Origin of the sequence: Burkholderia sp. BCC1998 (genome assembly GCF_905339875.1) — a bacterium.
In the GTDB taxonomy this organism is placed as follows: domain Bacteria; phylum Pseudomonadota; class Gammaproteobacteria; order Burkholderiales; family Burkholderiaceae; genus Burkholderia.
The window spans coordinates 65,342-80,434 of the sequence record NZ_CAJPHE010000010.1; the positions used below are offsets into that span (position 1 = coordinate 65,342).

General features: G+C 66.3%; 14 protein-coding genes. 10 read left to right on the top strand and 4 right to left on the bottom strand.

Going from position 1 to position 15,093, the window contains the following annotated elements; translation table 11 throughout:
- Positions 1 to 83 precede the first annotated feature (83 nt).
- On the top strand, positions 84 to 314 hold the full coding sequence (locus U5A56_RS18845) for a DUF3717 domain-containing protein (protein WP_044845220.1): 231 nt from the start codon (positions 84 to 86) through the stop codon (positions 312 to 314).
- Between the two features lie 92 nt (positions 315 to 406).
- Here the strand turns inward: U5A56_RS18845 and U5A56_RS18850 are convergent, their stop codons facing one another.
- Positions 407 to 715: a 4a-hydroxytetrahydrobiopterin dehydratase gene (locus U5A56_RS18850; protein WP_044845221.1), complete on the bottom strand. Its 309-nt coding sequence runs from the start codon at positions 713 to 715 to the stop codon at positions 407 to 409.
- Between the two features lie 156 nt (positions 716 to 871).
- Complete coding sequence (gene phhA / locus U5A56_RS18855) at positions 872 to 1,765, bottom strand: phenylalanine 4-monooxygenase (protein WP_321821828.1); 894 nt, start codon at positions 1,763 to 1,765, stop codon at positions 872 to 874.
- Positions 1,766 to 1,903: 138 nt separating this feature from the next.
- Here phhA and U5A56_RS18860 point away from each other — a divergent pair, with 138 nt between their 5' ends.
- On the top strand, positions 1,904 to 2,389 hold the full coding sequence (locus U5A56_RS18860; RefSeq protein WP_006408082.1) for an Lrp/AsnC family transcriptional regulator: 486 nt from the start codon (positions 1,904 to 1,906) through the stop codon (positions 2,387 to 2,389).
- A 54-nt stretch (positions 2,390 to 2,443) separates the two neighbouring features.
- On the opposite strand, the gene U5A56_RS18865 is transcribed toward U5A56_RS18860, so the two are convergent.
- Both U5A56_RS18865 and U5A56_RS18870 read right to left on the bottom strand, forming a co-directional pair.
- Positions 2,444 to 2,977 (bottom strand): class IV adenylate cyclase, encoded by a 534-nt coding sequence (locus U5A56_RS18865; RefSeq protein ID WP_044845223.1) that lies wholly within the window; start codon positions 2,975 to 2,977, stop codon positions 2,444 to 2,446.
- 396 nt (positions 2,978 to 3,373) lie between these two features.
- On the bottom strand, positions 3,374 to 4,273 hold the full coding sequence (locus tag U5A56_RS18870) for a LysR family transcriptional regulator (RefSeq protein WP_321923951.1): 900 nt from the start codon (positions 4,271 to 4,273) through the stop codon (positions 3,374 to 3,376).
- Between the two features lie 310 nt (positions 4,274 to 4,583).
- Here U5A56_RS18870 and U5A56_RS18875 point away from each other — a divergent pair, with 310 nt between their 5' ends.
- The 8 genes from U5A56_RS18875 to U5A56_RS18910 all read left to right on the top strand — a co-directional run bounded on the left by U5A56_RS18875 (position 4,584) and on the right by U5A56_RS18910 (position 15,089).
- The gene (locus U5A56_RS18875) at positions 4,584 to 6,269 is read left to right on the top strand and encodes a GMC family oxidoreductase (RefSeq protein WP_321923952.1); all 1,686 of its coding nucleotides are present in this window, start codon (positions 4,584 to 4,586) and stop codon (positions 6,267 to 6,269) included.
- A 499-nt stretch (positions 6,270 to 6,768) separates the two neighbouring features.
- Positions 6,769 to 7,548, top strand: a complete 780-nt coding sequence (locus U5A56_RS18880) for an ABC transporter ATP-binding protein (protein WP_040142748.1) — start codon at positions 6,769 to 6,771, stop codon at positions 7,546 to 7,548.
- Positions 7,545 to 8,300 carry an ABC transporter ATP-binding protein gene (locus U5A56_RS18885; protein WP_044845226.1) on the top strand — a complete coding sequence of 252 codons (756 nt, stop codon included), beginning with the start codon at positions 7,545 to 7,547 and terminating at the stop codon, positions 8,298 to 8,300. The genes U5A56_RS18880 and U5A56_RS18885 overlap by 4 nt, the downstream gene beginning before the upstream one ends.
- Positions 8,301 to 8,377: 77 nt before the next feature.
- A complete protein-coding gene (locus U5A56_RS18890) occupies positions 8,378 to 9,577 on the top strand; it encodes an ABC transporter substrate-binding protein (RefSeq protein WP_044845227.1) in 1,200 nt (399 codons plus the stop codon).
- A gap of 108 nt (positions 9,578 to 9,685) precedes the next feature.
- Positions 9,686 to 10,570, top strand: a complete 885-nt coding sequence (locus tag U5A56_RS18895) for a branched-chain amino acid ABC transporter permease (RefSeq protein ID WP_044845228.1) — start codon at positions 9,686 to 9,688, stop codon at positions 10,568 to 10,570.
- Positions 10,570 to 11,544 carry a branched-chain amino acid ABC transporter permease gene (locus U5A56_RS18900; RefSeq protein ID WP_044845249.1) on the top strand — a complete coding sequence of 325 codons (975 nt, stop codon included), beginning with the start codon at positions 10,570 to 10,572 and terminating at the stop codon, positions 11,542 to 11,544. The genes U5A56_RS18895 and U5A56_RS18900 overlap by 1 nt, the downstream gene beginning before the upstream one ends.
- A gap of 1,142 nt (positions 11,545 to 12,686) precedes the next feature.
- The gene (locus tag U5A56_RS18905) at positions 12,687 to 13,844 is read left to right on the top strand and encodes an ABC transporter substrate-binding protein (protein WP_044845229.1); all 1,158 of its coding nucleotides are present in this window, start codon (positions 12,687 to 12,689) and stop codon (positions 13,842 to 13,844) included.
- Positions 13,845 to 14,033: 189 nt separating this feature from the next.
- A complete protein-coding gene (locus U5A56_RS18910) occupies positions 14,034 to 15,089 on the top strand; it encodes a branched-chain amino acid ABC transporter permease (RefSeq protein ID WP_321802033.1) in 1,056 nt (351 codons plus the stop codon).
- Positions 15,090 to 15,093: the final 4 nt, after the last annotated feature.

Consider the following 15,093-nt stretch of genomic DNA (forward strand, 5'->3'; position numbering starts at 1 on the left):
GCGGACAGCACGACGCCGTTTCCACAGGGGCGCCGCATCGCCTGACATCAAGCATGGCGGCCAGCGAACGATTAAATCCAATCATGTCCGATATTTCGATCCACGACCTCGAAGCCGCGATCAATTTCTGGCGCGCCCGCTCGCCGTCGAGCGGCGACGAACTCAAACTCTGCGAAGAGGCCAGCGCGCTCTCCAAGCCGTATGCGCTGCTGATTGTACAGCGCGCAAGCGCGCTGCAACTGGAAGGTTTGGACCCTAGGGCGCGGAAAGCGTATGAGACTTACGTGCGCCTTAAGGATGGCTTGGAAAGTTGAAGGCTTTCGCTGAGTACATCCTAGAAAACGTTCATCGAAATGAAAAGTTGACGCGCCGCGCGTCGAAAGACGCGCGGCGGTAGAGGACGACCTCAGGCGGCCGGTTGGGTATGTGCGCACACCTGGTCGATGAACGTCGCGAGCGCGATGTCGCGCTCGGTCAGGCCGTCCGCATCGTGGGTCGACAGCGTCACGTCGACGCGGTTGTATACGTTGAACCATTCCGGATGGTGGTTCATTTCCTGCGCCTTGATCGCGACGCGCGTCATGAAGCCGAAGGCCTCGTTGAAATCGGCGAAGCGCAGGCTGCGCTGGATCGCGTCGCGGCCCGGCACGGCCGTCCAGTGCGGCAGGCCTTCGAGCCGGGTCTTGCGTTCTTCTGATGTGAGCTTGTGGATCATGTTGCACCTCGTTCGGTAACGGCGCCCGCACGCGGGTAAAGGCCACGCGGCAAAGCCGGTACCGGTCATTGTTTCATAGTTGGGCGACGGGCATCCGGCGACGGGCATCGGAAGGCGGGCGCCGGCGCACGAATCACGCCGGCGTGGCCCGCGGCCTTACGCGTCCGCGTCGTCCGGCCAGCCTTCTCCCGTGCCGCGATGCAGCACGAGATCGCCGTCGAGTACCGTGCCGGCCGCGAATTCGGGCAGCGCGGCCAGCCGGTCGGCCAGCGCGCGGCCGTCGACGTCGGCCAGCGCGAACAGCTGCGCGAAATCGTCGATTACGAAGTAGGTTTTCTGGAACGTGTCGATCCGGTACCGCGTGCGCATCACGCGCTCGAGGTCGAAACCGAGCCGGTTCGGCGCCGCGCTTTCGAGACTGTAGAGGCTCTCGCCCTTGCTCGACACGATCCCGGCGCCGTAGATCGACAGCCCGTTCGTGCCCTGCGGGTCGCGGATCAGGCCGAATTCCACCGTATACCAGTAGAGGCGCGCCAGCCGCGCGAGCGCCGCTTCGTCGTCCGCGACCGCGAGCGCGGTGCGGCCGTAGGCCTGCATGTAGTCGGCGAACACCGGCTCGATCAGCAGCGGCACGTGGCCGAACAGGTCGTGGAAGCAGTCGGGTTCCTGCAGGTAGTCGAGCTGGTCCGGGCGGCGCATCCACCAGGTGACCGGAAACCGCCGGTTCGCGAGGTGCTCGAAGAACACGCGATCGGGCACGAGGCCCGGCACCGCGACGATTTCCCAGCCGGTGGCCGGCTTCAGCTGGCGGTTCACGTCGGCGAACGACGGCACGCGATCGGCCGGCAGGTCGATCTTCCCGAGCCCGGCGACGAACGCGTCGCACGCGCGACCGCGCAGCAGCGCCGACTGGCGCGCATAGAGCTGCCGCCACACCGCGTGGTCGACCTGCCCGTAGCGTTCGAGCGGCTGGTCGATGGTGAAATCGGCGCGGGTTTCGAGGCCCGCATCGAACTGCTCCTGCAGTTTCGCGGTGACGACGGTGGACATGGTGAGGCTCTGCACGCTGTGATGGGAACCATGCAAGTGTAGAGCGGGGGACATGCGGAATGGGCGCAAAGATGGCGTTGATTCGCCTGATGATGCGATAATCGCGCATCGAAATCGGAATCAATGCGGAGAATGCTCATGCTGGAACTCGATCACTTCGATCTCGCGCTTCTCGACGTGCTGCAGCGCTTCGGCCGCGCGACGCACCAGCAGCTCGGCGAGGAGGTGCCACTGTCGCCGTCGCAGATCGGCCGGCGGCTGCAGCGGCTCGAGGCGGCCGGCGTGATCGAAGGCTATCGCGTAATGTTGCGCCCCGAAAAGCTCGGGCTCGGCGTCACCGCGTTCACGAGCCTGAAGCTCAAGCACCACGGCGATTCGATCATCGAGCAGTTCCAGCAGCAGATCGACGTGCTGCCCGAGGTGCTCGAATGCCATGCAGTGGTCGGCGATGCAGACTATCTGCTGCGGATCGTCGCGCCGGATCTCAACGCGCTGTCGCAGTTCGTGATGAAGAAGCTGATGCGCGTGCCGGGCGTCGACAGCGTGCGCTCGAACATCGTGCTGACGACGTTCAAGCGCAACGGCGCGCTGCCGCTTGCGCACCTGGCGCCCGGCGCCGCGTGACGCGGCGGCGGGGCTGGCGGCGGGGCGCAAGGCGGCGCCGCGGATAGGGCTCGATCAGGCCGCTTCGGATTGCGCGTCGGCGTTCAGCAGGTCGACGTACGCGACCGCGACGAGATCCTCGTGCGCCACGCCGAGCTTCGCGAACACGTCATGCGCCTCGGCTTCGCCGCCGGCTTCGTCGTCGTCGGGGCCGAGCACCACTTCCAGTTCGATGAAGTCGCCGAGGCCGTCGACGCGGTCGAGGTGGATCCGCGTGCGGCCGACGAGGTACACGTGCCGTTCCTTCGTCACGATGCCGCGCGTGGTCAGCGCGGTCGCGAGCAGCGAGTGCATCGCGTCCGGGTTCGTCACCGGGCTGCGCGTGTAGTACGACGCCTTCGGACCGTCGCGATCGTCGCGCTGGTAGAAGATCAGCTCGGCCGGCGTGCCGTCTTCGAAGCGGCGCAGCTTCAGCCGGCCGCGCGGCACGTCGTAGAAGAAATCCTGCTGGCGGTAGAAGAGCGGTGCTTCGGTTGCGAGCATCGCGGCGCGTTCGCGCAGCTGGTCGAATTCGCGGGCGCGGGCTTTGATCTCGATGTTGCGGGCCATGCGGGTCTCCTTCAATCAGGGGTCTCGCGGTGTGCGAACGGACAATCTAGCAAAAAGCCTGCGATGGTGGCGTGACGAGCGACTGGCGCGCGGCAACGCGACGCGGAGCGGGCGATTGGGGCTCGTATGTGATTTCGTCGGTCATGCGCGGGCGAGTTGGCGATTCGCAAGATCCGCAGGAGACGCAGGAGACGCAGGAGACGCAGGAGACGCAGGAGACGCAGAGACGCAGAGACGCACTAGACGCAGAGACGCACTAGAGCAGGAACGTAGGAACGCAGGAACGCAGGAACGCAGGGAACGCAGGGAACGCAGGAACGCCGAGGAACAGGAATAGCAGGAAGCGTCAGCCGCAAAAGTCCACTGCACGACCCGTCACACCGACATCAGCCACGCTCATATCGCCCACTGCGTCTCGATCAGCCGCAGCGCGGCCGCGATCGCCGGTTCGTCGCGCCGTTCGACGAGCGCCACGAAGGTCAGCTCGGTCGGCACCGTCACGCGTTCGACGATCGTCAGCGCGTGCGCGTGCGCTTCGGCCAGCGCGGTCGAGTCCCGCGCGAGCGTCAACCCGATCCCCGATTTCACGAGATCGAGCATCGACTGCTCCTGGTCGACCTCGGCGACCTTCACCGGCTGCGCGTCGGCCGCCGCGAACAGCCGCGACAGCAGCCGGTGATGGGCGGACGCCGGCGGCGTCCAGATCCACGGCAGCGCGGCGAGTGCGCGCCAGTCGTGCGCGCGCTGCACGCGCTCCTTCCAGCCGGCCGGCGCGAGCACGCGATACTGGAAACGCGTGAGCGTGACCGTGTGGAACAGCGTGTCGTCGCGCGGCTCGTCCTCGCCGGGCCGGCCGATGTAGTAGCCGACGTCGAGCGCCCGCGCGCGCACCTGCTCGAGCACCCAGCCGGACATCCCGTGCCGCAGCGCGGTTTCTATCTGTGGATGGGTTTCGACCAGCGCGCGCAGGAAGCCGCCGAGCCGCAGGAAACCGGGGTCGAGGATCGTGCCGATCCGCAACCGGCCGCGCACCTCGTGCCGCAGCGCGGCAGCGGCGCGCTGCACGTCGGCGGCTGCGGCCAGCGCGCGCTCCGCGTGCGGCAGCAGCGTCTGGCCGTCGCGTGTGAGCGCGAGCCCGCGCGACGTGCGCGTGAACAGCGTGACGCCGAGCGTTTCCTGCAGATGCTTGATCTGCAGGCTGACGGCCGGCTGCGTCAGGTGCAACTGCACGGCGGCGCGCGTCAGGTTGCCTTCGCGGGCGACCGTCGCGAACGCACGGAGCAGGGTGAGATCCATCGTCGTGATATGAGCGCAGCTTATAACGCAGTTCAGCATAACTCATTGGATCGGCGGACGGCAGGCGGAGTACGCTTCATCGATCGCGTCGCCTGCGACGCACTATGCTGAAAACGACGCGCGGGATTGCGCCGCGCGGGACACAACAATGCGCTTTGCATGGGGCACGAGTAAGCGATGAAGTGCTAACTCGGGTCGACCGCAAAGCACGGGGCACGAGTAAGCGCTAAAGCGCCAACTCGGGTCGACCGCAAAGCATGGGACCCGAGTAAGCGCTAAAGCGCTAACTCGGGTCGACAGGAGACACGTCGTGACGACTCAACGCACGCTCGAGGGCGAATTCGATTACGTGATCGTCGGCGCGGGCACCGCAGGCTGCGTGCTCGCGAACCGCCTGACCGAGGATCCCGAGATCCGCGTGCTGCTGCTCGAAGCGGGCGGCAAGGACGGCTATCACTGGATCCACATCCCGGTCGGCTATCTGTACTGCATCGGCAATCCACGCACGGACTGGCTGTACAAGACACAGCCGGAGGCGGCGCTCAACGGCCGCGCACTGTCGTATCCGCGCGGTCGCGTGCTCGGCGGCTGCTCGTCGATCAACGGGATGATCTACATGCGCGGCCAGCGCGAGGATTACGACAGCTGGGCGCAGGAAACCGGCGACGCGGGCTGGTCGTGGGACAGCGTGCTGCCGATCTTCAAGCGCAGCGAGGACCACCACGCGGGTGCGAGCGACGCACACGGCGCAGGCGGTTACTGGCGCGTCGAGAAGCAGCGGCTGCGCTGGGAGATCCTCGAATCGTTCGCGCAGGCCGCGCAGCAGACGGGCATCCCGGCGACCGACGATTTCAACCGCGGCGACAACAGCGGGGTCGGCTATTTCGAGGTGAACCAGAAGCGCGGCGTGCGCTGGAATACGTCGAAGGCGTTCCTGCGGCCCGCGATGACGCGCCCGAACCTGACCGTGATAACCGGTGCGCATGCGCAGCGCGTGATCTTCGACGGGCGGCGCGCGGTCGGCGTCGAGTATCGCGGCGGCGGCACCGACTACGTCGCGCACGCACGCGCCGAAGTGCTGCTGACCGCCGGCGCGGTGAATTCGCCGCAGCTGCTCGAACTGTCGGGCATCGGTGCGGGCGCACGGCTGCAGGCGCTCGGCATCGAAGTCGTGCAGGATCTGCCGGGCGTCGGCGAGAACCTGCAGGATCACCTGCAGCTGCGGATGGCATTTCGCGTCGAAGGCGTGCGCACGTTGAACACGCTGTCCGCGCACTGGTGGGGCAAGCTGATGATCGGCGCCGAATACGCGCTGCTGCAACGCGGGCCGATGTCGATGGCGCCGTCGCAGCTCGGCGCGTTCGCAAAATCCGATCCCGACGATCCCGCGCTCACGCGCCCCGATCTCGAATATCACGTGCAGCCGCTGTCGCTCGAGCGCTTCGGCGAGCCGCTGCACAGCTTCAACGCCTTTACGGCGTCCGTCTGCCATCTGCGGCCGAGTTCGCGCGGCAGCGTGCATATCGCGAGCCCCGATGCCGGCGTGGCGCCGTCGATCGCACCGAACTATCTGTCGACCGACCACGATCGCCAGGTCGCCGCGAATGCGCTGCGCCTCACACGCCGGATCGCATCCGCGCCGGCGCTCGCGCGCTACCGTCCGGAGGAGATCCTGCCGGGCGAGCGATACCGGACCGAAGCCGAACTGATCGAAGCGGCGGGCGCGGTCGGCACGACGATCTTCCATCCGGTCGGTACGTGCCGGATGGGGCGCGCGGACGACGCGCGTGCCGTCGTCGACAGCCGGCTGCGCGTGCGCGGCATCGCCGGGCTGCGGATCGTCGACGCATCGGTGATGCCGTTCATCACGTCGGGCAACACGAATTCGCCGACGCTGATGATCGCCGAGCGCGCAAGCGACATGATTCGCGCCGATCGACGCGCGGCGCACGACGCGACGCAGGTGCGAACGGACGCGGCGATGACGGCTGCGTGACGCCACGCTGACACGCGCGACAGCGGGCTGTCATCCGAGCGCCCGCTGTTTCGCTATGCGAAGCAAAGGTGACGCGCGAGCATCACAATGACACGGGCCGGCGATGCGCACGGCAATTGCTTCGCGCACCCGCTTATCGCTTATGTCACGCGGCTTTTTTTGCGCGACGACATGACGCGCAGCGTCACATGCCCGCGTTCAATCAGGCACGTCCGATGCGAGCATGCGCACCTCGATGATGCGCGCGTCAAAAAAGCGCGTCGAAAATTCGCGCTCAGCCGCGCCCGATATGGCAGCCAGCCCTATAAGTGCAAATCCCGATGATTGCACTGCACCAACGGCGCGACAATGTTGCGCAGTGTGCATACGCGTCGGCGCGGGAGACCACCCTCGAGGCGTAATACGGCGCCCCGGGGGCAGCCCGCAGATCCGCGGACTTGTTCGCGGTCGCTTGCGCGAATCTTCCCGGTGCTTCGCCTGACTTCGTACGGAAGGGAACATGATTCTCGGCGACACGATTCTCGAAACACGCGGACTGACGAAGGAATTCAGGGGCTTCACCGCCGTGAACGGTGTCAACCTGCGTGTGCGGCGCGGCGCGATCCATGCGTTGATCGGACCGAACGGCGCGGGCAAGACCACCTGCTTCAACCTGCTGACCAAGTTCCTGACACCGACGGCCGGCCAGATCGTCTTCAACGGCATCGACATCACCGACGAGCGGCCCGCACAGGTCGCGCGGCGCGGCATCATCCGTTCCTTCCAGATCTCGGCGGTATTCCCGCACCTGACCGCATTGCAGAACGTGCGCATCGGCCTGCAGCGCGCGCTCGGGACCGAATTCCATTTCTGGCGCAGCGAGCGCACGTTGCGGCGCCTCGACGATCGCGCGATGGATCTCCTCACGCAGGTCGGCCTCACCGATTTCGCGCACGTGCCGACGGTCGAACTCGCATACGGCCGCAAGCGCGCGCTCGAGATCGCGACGACGCTCGCGATGGAACCCGAACTGATGCTGCTCGACGAGCCCACGCAAGGGATGGGCCACGAGGACGTCGATCGCGTGACCGCGCTGATCAAGAAGGTGGCGAGCGGCCGCACGATCCTGATGGTCGAGCACAACATGAACGTGATCGCGGGCATCTCCGACACGATCACCGTCCTGCAACGCGGCGAAGTGCTGGCCGAGGGCTCGTATGCGGAAGTGTCGAAGAATCCGCTGGTGATCGAGGCCTACATGGGCAGCGCCGATGCGGCGCTTGCGGGGGCGCACGCATGAAGCACAGCGAACGGGAGGAACGCGAATTGAGCGGCGTCGAGAGCGGCACGCCCGCGCTGGAGATCACGGGCCTCGAGGCCTGGTACGGGGAATCCCACATATTGCACGGTGTCGACCTGAGCGTTCATCGCGGCGAGGTCGTCACGCTGCTCGGCCGCAACGGCGCGGGCCGCACCACGACGCTGCGCGCGATCATGGGCCTCACCGGCCGGCGCAGCGGCTCGATCAAGGTTTCGGGCAACGAGACGATCGGCCTCGCGACGCACCGCATCGCGCATTTCGGCGTCGGCTATTGCCCGGAGGAGCGCGGAATCTTCTCGAGCCTGTCGTGCGAGGAGAACCTGATGCTGCCGCCGCCGATCGGCCCGCGCGAGCACGCGATGTCGCTCGACGAGATCTACGCGATGTTCCCGAACCTCGCGTCGCGCCGGCAGAGCCAGGGCACGCGGCTGTCCGGCGGCGAGCAGCAGATGCTCGCGGTGGCGCGGATCCTGCGCACCGGCGCGAACCTGCTGCTGCTCGATGAAATTTCCGAAGGCCTCGCGCCGGTGATCGTGCAGGCGCTCGCGCGCATGATCGTCGCGCTGAAGGCGCGCGGCTACACGGTCGTGATGGTCGAACAGAATTTCCGCTTCGCCGCGCCGCTCGCCGACCGCTTCTACGTGATGGAACATGGCCGCATCGTCGAGCATTTCCGCTCATCCGAACTGGAAGGCAAGATGCCGATCCTTCACGACCTGCTCGGGGTGTGACGCCGCCCCGTTTCCCTTGCCGCTAGCCGTGGCGGCCTACGAACAACCACAACGCATCAGAACAACAGGAGACGTCAATGAAAATGAAGACCCTCGCACACGCGTGTCTGGCGGTCGCGACCGCAGCGTTCACCGCCGGCGCCGCACACGCCGCGGATAGCGTGAAGATCGGCTTCATCACCGACATGTCGGGGCTGTACGCGGACATCGACGGGCAGGGCGGCCTCGAGGCGATCCGGATGGCGGTCGCCGACTTCGGCGGCAAGGTGCTCGGCAAGCCGATCGAGGTCGTCTATGCCGATCACCAGAACAAGGCGGACATCGCCGCGTCGAAGGCGCGCGAATGGATGGACCGCGGCGGGCTCGACCTGCTGGTCGGCGGCACGAACTCCGCGACCGCGCTGTCGATGAACCAGGTCGCGGCCGAGAAGAAGAAGGTCTACATCAACATCGGCGCGGGTGCCGACACGCTAACCAACGAGCAGTGCACGCCGTACACGGTCCACTACGCATACGACACGATGGCGCTCGCGAAGGGCACCGGCTCGGCGGTCGTGAAGCAGGGCGGCAAGAGCTGGTTCTTCCTGACCGCCGACTACGCATTCGGCAAGGCGCTCGAGAAGAACACGTCGGACGTCGTGAAGGCGAGCGGCGGCCAGGTGCTCGGCACGGTGCGGCACCCGCTGTCGGCGTCGGACTTCTCGTCGTTCCTGCTGCAGGCGCAGTCGTCCAAGGCACAGATCCTCGGCCTCGCGAACGCGGGCGGCGACACGATCAACTCGATCAAGGCCGCGAAGGAGTTCGGCATCACGAAGACGATGAAGATCGCCGCGCTGCTGATGTTCATCAACGACGTGCACAGCCTCGGCCTCGAGACGACGCAGGGCCTCGTGCTGACCGACAGCTGGTACTGGAACCGCGACGCGACGGCGCGCCAGTGGGCGCAGCGCTACTTCGGCAAGATGAAGAAGATGCCGTCGAGCCTGCAGGCGGCCGACTACTCGTCGGTGACGACCTACCTGAAGGCGGTCCAGGCGGCCGGCACGACCGACTCCGACAAGGTGATGGCCGAGCTGAAGAAGGCGAAGATCAACGACTTCTACGCGAAGGGCTACATCCGCCAGGACGGCAGCATGATTCACGACATGTACCTGATGGAAGTGAAGAAGCCGTCGGAATCGAAGGAGCCGTGGGATTACTACAAGGTGCTCGCGACGATTCCGGGCGAGCAGGCGTTCACGACCAAGCAGGAGACGCGCTGCGCGGCATGGAAGTAAGCGCGGGCGCGGCCGCAGCGGCCGCAGCGATGTGGCCGATGCACCGCCCGCGTGCGCGACGGCATGACGGTTGCGCACGCAACGAAACTCATTCGGACGGCTAAGTCGATGGAAATCTTTGGCATTCCGTTGCCGGCGATGCTGAGCCAGTTGCTGCTCGGGCTCGTCAACGGCTCGTTCTACGCGATCCTGAGCCTCGGGCTGGCGGTGATCTTCGGGCTGCTCAACGTGATCAACTTCGCGCACGGCGCGCTGTTCATGCTGGGCGCGATGCTTGCGTGGATGGGGCTGTCGTATTTCGGGTTGCCGTACTGGGCGATGCTCGCGCTCGCGCCGCTGATCGTCGGCGCGTTCGGGATCCTGGTCGAGCGCTCGATGCTGCGCTGGCTGTACAAGCTCGATCACCTGTACGGGCTGCTGCTCACGTTCGGCCTCACGCTCGTCGTCGAAGGCGTGTTCCGCTCGGTCTACGGGTCGTCCGGCCAGCCGTACGACGTGCCGTCGCAGCTGTCCGGCGCGACCAATCTCGGCTTCATGTTCCTGCCGAACTACCGCGCGTGGGTGGTCGTCGCGTCGCTCGCGGTGTGTCTCGCGACCTGGTTCGTGATCGAGAAGACGCGCCTGGGCGCCTATCTGCGCGCGGGCACCGAGAACCCGAAGCTCGTCGAGGCGTTCGGCGTGAACGTGCCGATGATGATCACGCTCACCTACGGCTTCGGCGTCGCGCTCGCGGCATTCGCGGGCGTGCTCGCGGCGCCGGTGATCCAGGTGTCGCCGCTGATGGGCCAGCCGATGATCATCACCGTGTTCGCGGTGGTCGTGATCGGCGGGATGGGCTCGATTCTCGGCTCGATCATCACCGGGCTGATGCTCGGCGTGATCGAGGGCTTCACGCGCGTGTTCTATCCGGAGGCGTCGGCCACGGTGGTGTTCGTGATCATGGCGATCGTGCTGCTGATCCGCCCGGCTGGCCTGTTCGGCAAGGAAAAATGATGCAGAGAAAAGTGCTCTACGGCGTGCTGCTCGCCGCACTGCTCGCCGCCCCCTTCATCGGCGCGTATCCGGTGTTCGTGATGAAGGTGCTCACGTTCGCGCTGTTCGCGGCCGCGTTCAACCTGCTGATCGGCTATACGGGGCTGCTGTCGTTCGGCCATGCGATGTTCCTCGCGACCGCCGGCTACGCGACCGGCTATACGATCCAGACGCTCGGCTTCACGCCGGAGCTCGGCGTGCTCGTCGGCACCTTCGCCGCGACGTTGCTCGGGCTCGTCGTCGGCCTGTTCGCGATCCGCCGGCAGGGCATCTACTTCGCGATGATCACGCTCGCGTTCGCGCAGATGGTCTACTTCATCTACCTGCAGGCGCCGTTCACGCACGGAGAGGATGGCCTGCAGGGCGTGCCGCGCGGGCATCTGTTCGGGGTCGTCGACCTGTCGAACGACGTCGCGCTCTACTACGTCGTGCTCGCGGTGATCGTCGCGGCGTGCGCGTTCATCGTGCGCATCGTGCACTCGCCGTTCGGCCAGGTGCTCGTCGCGATCAAGGAGAACGAGGCGCGCGCGATCTCGCTCGGCTACGACACCGACCGCTTCAAGCTGCTCGCGTTCATCCTGTCGGCCGGGCTCGCGGGGCTGGCCGGTTCGCTGAAGGTGCTGGTGCTCGGCTTCGAGACGCTGTCCGACGCGTACTGGACGATGTCGGGCCTCGTCGTGCTGATGACGCTCGTCGGCGGGATGGGCACGCTGTTCGGGCCGCTGCTCGGCGCGGCGCTGATCGTCGCGCTGGAGGACCGGCTCGGCGACATCGGCGAATGGCTCGCGTCGATGACGGGCATCGGCTGGTTCCACTCGCTCGGCGAATCGGCGACGATCGTCACCGGGCTGATCTTCATCGCATGCGTGCTTGCGTTCCGGCGCGGGATCGTCGGCGAGATGGTCGCACGGGTCAAGACGCTCAGGCCGTCCTGATTGCAGCGCGCCGCGGCGTGGCGACGCGTTGATGCGAAGCACCATCCGGCGCGGCCGGGAAGGGCGTCGCGGCGGCGTCGGCACGGTGCCGCGCGGCAAGGCTGGTGCCCCATTTTCGTGCGGCGATGCACCATAGGGGTAAATGCTAAGTTGTCGCAGGGTGAAAGGTCCTTTAATCTTCGTTTCAGTTCTGATGCACCGCGAAACGAATTTGCAGGTGGAGAACGAGGAGACAATCGAGGCACAAAGTGCCCGGACCCCAAAGCGCTGTTGGACGGAATCCAACAGCGCTTTTTCATTTGTGTGCGCGAATTTCCATTGATGGTGCAGGCGAGTGGCGCCGCGTTTCCCGCGCCCGTTTCCGCCTCACCTCATCTCGCATCGCTCGCGTTTCATCCCGTCCCCCCGTTTTCGTCCAATCCTGCCGGTCGATCGCCGCTGGCGCGCAGCCACGCGCATGCCGTCCGGGCTTACCCGGTTGGCGTGCGCAAAAAGCGTCCGTTACACTCAGCTTTCGCCGACCGTGCGGTCGGGAAAATAGTCGGCAGTTCTCCTACAAGCAAAATGCAGAAGAGGGAGTGCGGTTGGATGAGAAGCGCGGGACGATGGATCGGGGTGCGAAGGGCGGTTGGCGCCGCTCGTTCGGGGGCGGCGGTGCATCGGTATGCCCGGGCCTTCACGAGCCGTCCTGCGGCCGGTATGCACGTTCTGGCGCGACTGCCCGGCACGGCTGCTTCTCCGGTCGTTGCGTTCGCATCCGACGCGTCGTTCGGATGCGCATGAGCGGCCGGTTTTTTGATCGTGTGCCGCGCGCTTGCGGAGCCGAACCAGGCTCGGCCGGCCGACCTTCCCGCGATCGTTGCATTCGCATCGATCGCGTCTCGCGCAACGCTGCGTTTCTCCGTTCCCTTCATCCTGGCGATATCGCTGCCGCGCATCGTGGCGGTCGAACGACCGTTTCGGAACGCGCCGCGGCGCGAGCGTGCGTGCGATCGCCGGGGCTCGATTGCGACGCCGGCGTTTCACGGGAAAACGAGCGTAGACGCGGTACGGCGAGATAGTTAATTTATTAACTTGTTTGAGGACCGGGAGCCGCCCGAGCGACCCACGGATTTTTCGAGCAGCGTTTGGAGACAACGTAAATGAAGATGAATCGATGGATGGAGGTTCTGCTTGCCGCGGGCCTTGTGGGTGCGGCGGCCACGGCGTCGGCGCAGGTGAAGATCGGCGTGACGCTGTCGGCCACCGGGCCGGCCGCCTCGCTCGGGATTCCGGAAAAGAACACGATCGCGCTGCTGCCGAAGGAAATCGCGGGCAAGAGCGTCCAGTACATCGTGCTCGACGATGCGTCCGACACGAGCCGCGCGGTGCAGAACGTGCGCAAGCTGATCGACGAGGATCACGTCGACGCGATCATCGGCTCGTCCGTCACGCCGAACTCGCTCGCGATGCTCGATCCGGTGTCGCAGGGCAAGACGCCGACGATCTCGCTCGCGGCGAGCGCGCAGATCATCTCGCCGATGGACGCGAAGCGCGCATGGATGTTCAAGGTGCCGCAGAACGACCAGCTGATGGCCGACGCGATCGCCGGCTACATGGCGAAGCATGGCGTGAAGACGGTCGGCTTCATCGGCTTCGCCGATGCGTACGGCGACAGCTGGTACAAGACGTTCAGCGCGGCGGCCGAGAAGAACGGCCTGAAGCTCGTGTCGAACGAGCGCTTCAACCGCACCGACGCGTCGGTGATGGGGCAGGTGCTGAAGCTGTTGGGCTCGAATCCCGACGCGGTGCTGATCGCCGGATCGGGCACGCCGGCCGCGCTGCCGGCCAAGACGCTGAAGGAGCGCGGCTACAAGGGCAAGGTGTACCAGACGCACGGCGTCGCGAACAACGACTTCCTGCGCGTGTGCGGCAAGGATTGCGAAGGCGAGATCCTGCCGGCCGGCCCGGTGCTCGTGACCGACCAGCTGCCCGATTCGAATCCGGTGAAGAAGCCGGCGCTCGGCTACAAGGCCGCGTACGAAAAGGCGTACGGGGCCGGTTCGCTGGCGACCTTCGGCGGCCATGCGTGGGACGCGGGCTTGCTGCTGCAGCGTGCGATTCCCGATGCGTTGAAGAAGGGCCAGCCGGGCACCGAGGCGTTCCGCGAGGCGCTGCGCGCATCGCTCGAGAGCGTGAAGGACCTGCCCGTGTCGCACGGCGTGATCAACACGACGGCGACCGATCACAACGGCTTCGACACGCGGGCGCGCGTGATGGTGCAGATCGTCGACGGCAAGTGGAAGCTGCAGGCCGAGTAAGCATCACGTGAAACCGGCGGGCGCGGCGCGAACGGCGCCGTGCGCGCCGTCGGCGGCGCGGCTGTCCGTGCTCGCGCCGCATGGAATGCCGGGAAGCCCGCAACGCGACGCCTGACCCCCGGTCTTGCCGTCCGCGCGCGGGCCGTTCCCGTCGCCGTTTCTCCGCAGCATTCTCGATACACGAAACGTATGGATCTCTCGATTGCGGCGATCCTCGCGCAAGACGGCATCACGACCGGCGCCATTTATGCATTGCTGTCGCTGGCGCTCGTGCTGGTGTTTTCCGTCACGCGGGTGATCTTCATTCCCCAGGGCGAATTCGTCGCCTACGGTGCGCTCACGCTTGCGGCGTTGCAGGCGCAGAAATTTCCCGCCACCTGCTGGCTGCTGTTCGTGATGGGCATCGCGTGCTTCCTGCTGGAAGTCGGCGGCCTGGTCCGCCATCGCGAACGCCGCCATCAACTCGGCCGCACGCTCGCGACGCTCGGCAGCCGCTACGTGCTGCTGCCGCTCGCGGTGTTCGCGATCACGCGCAGCTTTGCCGCGCAGCCGCTGCCGATGCTTGCGCAGATCGCGTTGACGCTCGCGATCGTCGTGCCGATGGGGCCGTTCGTCTACCGGCTCGTCTACCAGCCGATCGCCGAAGGCACGACGCTGCTGTTGCTGATCGTGTCGGTCGCCGTCCATTTCGCGATGGTCGGCCTCGGGCTCGTGATGTTCGGCGCCGAAGGCTCGCGCACCAGCGGCTTCGCGGATGCGTCGCTGTCGGTCGGCAGCATGACGGTGTCGGTACAGAGCATCCTCGTGGTCGTGACCGCGCTGGTGCTGATTGGCGCGCTCTACGTGTACTTCGGCCGCACGATCGCCGGCAAGGCGCTGCGCGCGACGTCGGTGAACCGGCTCGGCGCGCGGCTGGTCGGCATCGGCACGACCGAAGCAGGGCGGCTCGCATTCACGCTGGCGGCCGGGCTCGGTGTGCTGTCCGGCATCCTCGTCGGTCCGCTGACGACGATCTATTACGACTCCGGCTTCCTGATCGGCCTGAAGGGTTTCGTCGGCGCGATCATCGGCGGGCTGGTCAGTTATCCGCTCGCGGCCGCCGGCTCGCTGCTGGTCGGCGTGCTCGAATCGTATTCGTCGTTCTGGGCGAGCGCGTACAAGGAAGTGATCGTGTTCACGCTGATCATCCCGGTGCTGCTGTGGCGCAGTTTCGCGGCGCCGCATGCGGAAGAGGAAGAGGAGTGACGCG

Coding starts and splice junctions, on each gene's coding strand:
- U5A56_RS18845 (WP_044845220.1), top strand. CDS start 84: ATGTCCGATATTTCGATCCACGACCTCGAAGCCGCGATCAATTTCTGG.
- U5A56_RS18850 (WP_044845221.1), bottom strand. CDS start 715: ATGATCCACAAGCTCACATCAGAAGAACGCAAGACCCGGCTCGAAGGC.
- phhA (WP_321821828.1), bottom strand. CDS start 1,765: ATGTCCACCGTCGTCACCGCGAAACTGCAGGAGCAGTTCGATGCGGGC.
- U5A56_RS18860 (WP_006408082.1), top strand. CDS start 1,904: ATGCTGGAACTCGATCACTTCGATCTCGCGCTTCTCGACGTGCTGCAG.
- U5A56_RS18865 (WP_044845223.1), bottom strand. CDS start 2,977: ATGGCCCGCAACATCGAGATCAAAGCCCGCGCCCGCGAATTCGACCAG.
- U5A56_RS18870 (WP_321923951.1), bottom strand. CDS start 4,273: ATGGATCTCACCCTGCTCCGTGCGTTCGCGACGGTCGCCCGCGAAGGC.
- U5A56_RS18880 (WP_040142748.1), top strand. CDS start 6,769: ATGATTCTCGGCGACACGATTCTCGAAACACGCGGACTGACGAAGGAA.
- U5A56_RS18885 (WP_044845226.1), top strand. CDS start 7,545: ATGAAGCACAGCGAACGGGAGGAACGCGAATTGAGCGGCGTCGAGAGC.
- U5A56_RS18890 (WP_044845227.1), top strand. CDS start 8,378: ATGAAAATGAAGACCCTCGCACACGCGTGTCTGGCGGTCGCGACCGCA.
- U5A56_RS18895 (WP_044845228.1), top strand. CDS start 9,686: ATGGAAATCTTTGGCATTCCGTTGCCGGCGATGCTGAGCCAGTTGCTG.
- U5A56_RS18900 (WP_044845249.1), top strand. CDS start 10,570: ATGCAGAGAAAAGTGCTCTACGGCGTGCTGCTCGCCGCACTGCTCGCC.
- U5A56_RS18905 (WP_044845229.1), top strand. CDS start 12,687: ATGAAGATGAATCGATGGATGGAGGTTCTGCTTGCCGCGGGCCTTGTG.
- U5A56_RS18910 (WP_321802033.1), top strand. CDS start 14,034: ATGGATCTCTCGATTGCGGCGATCCTCGCGCAAGACGGCATCACGACC.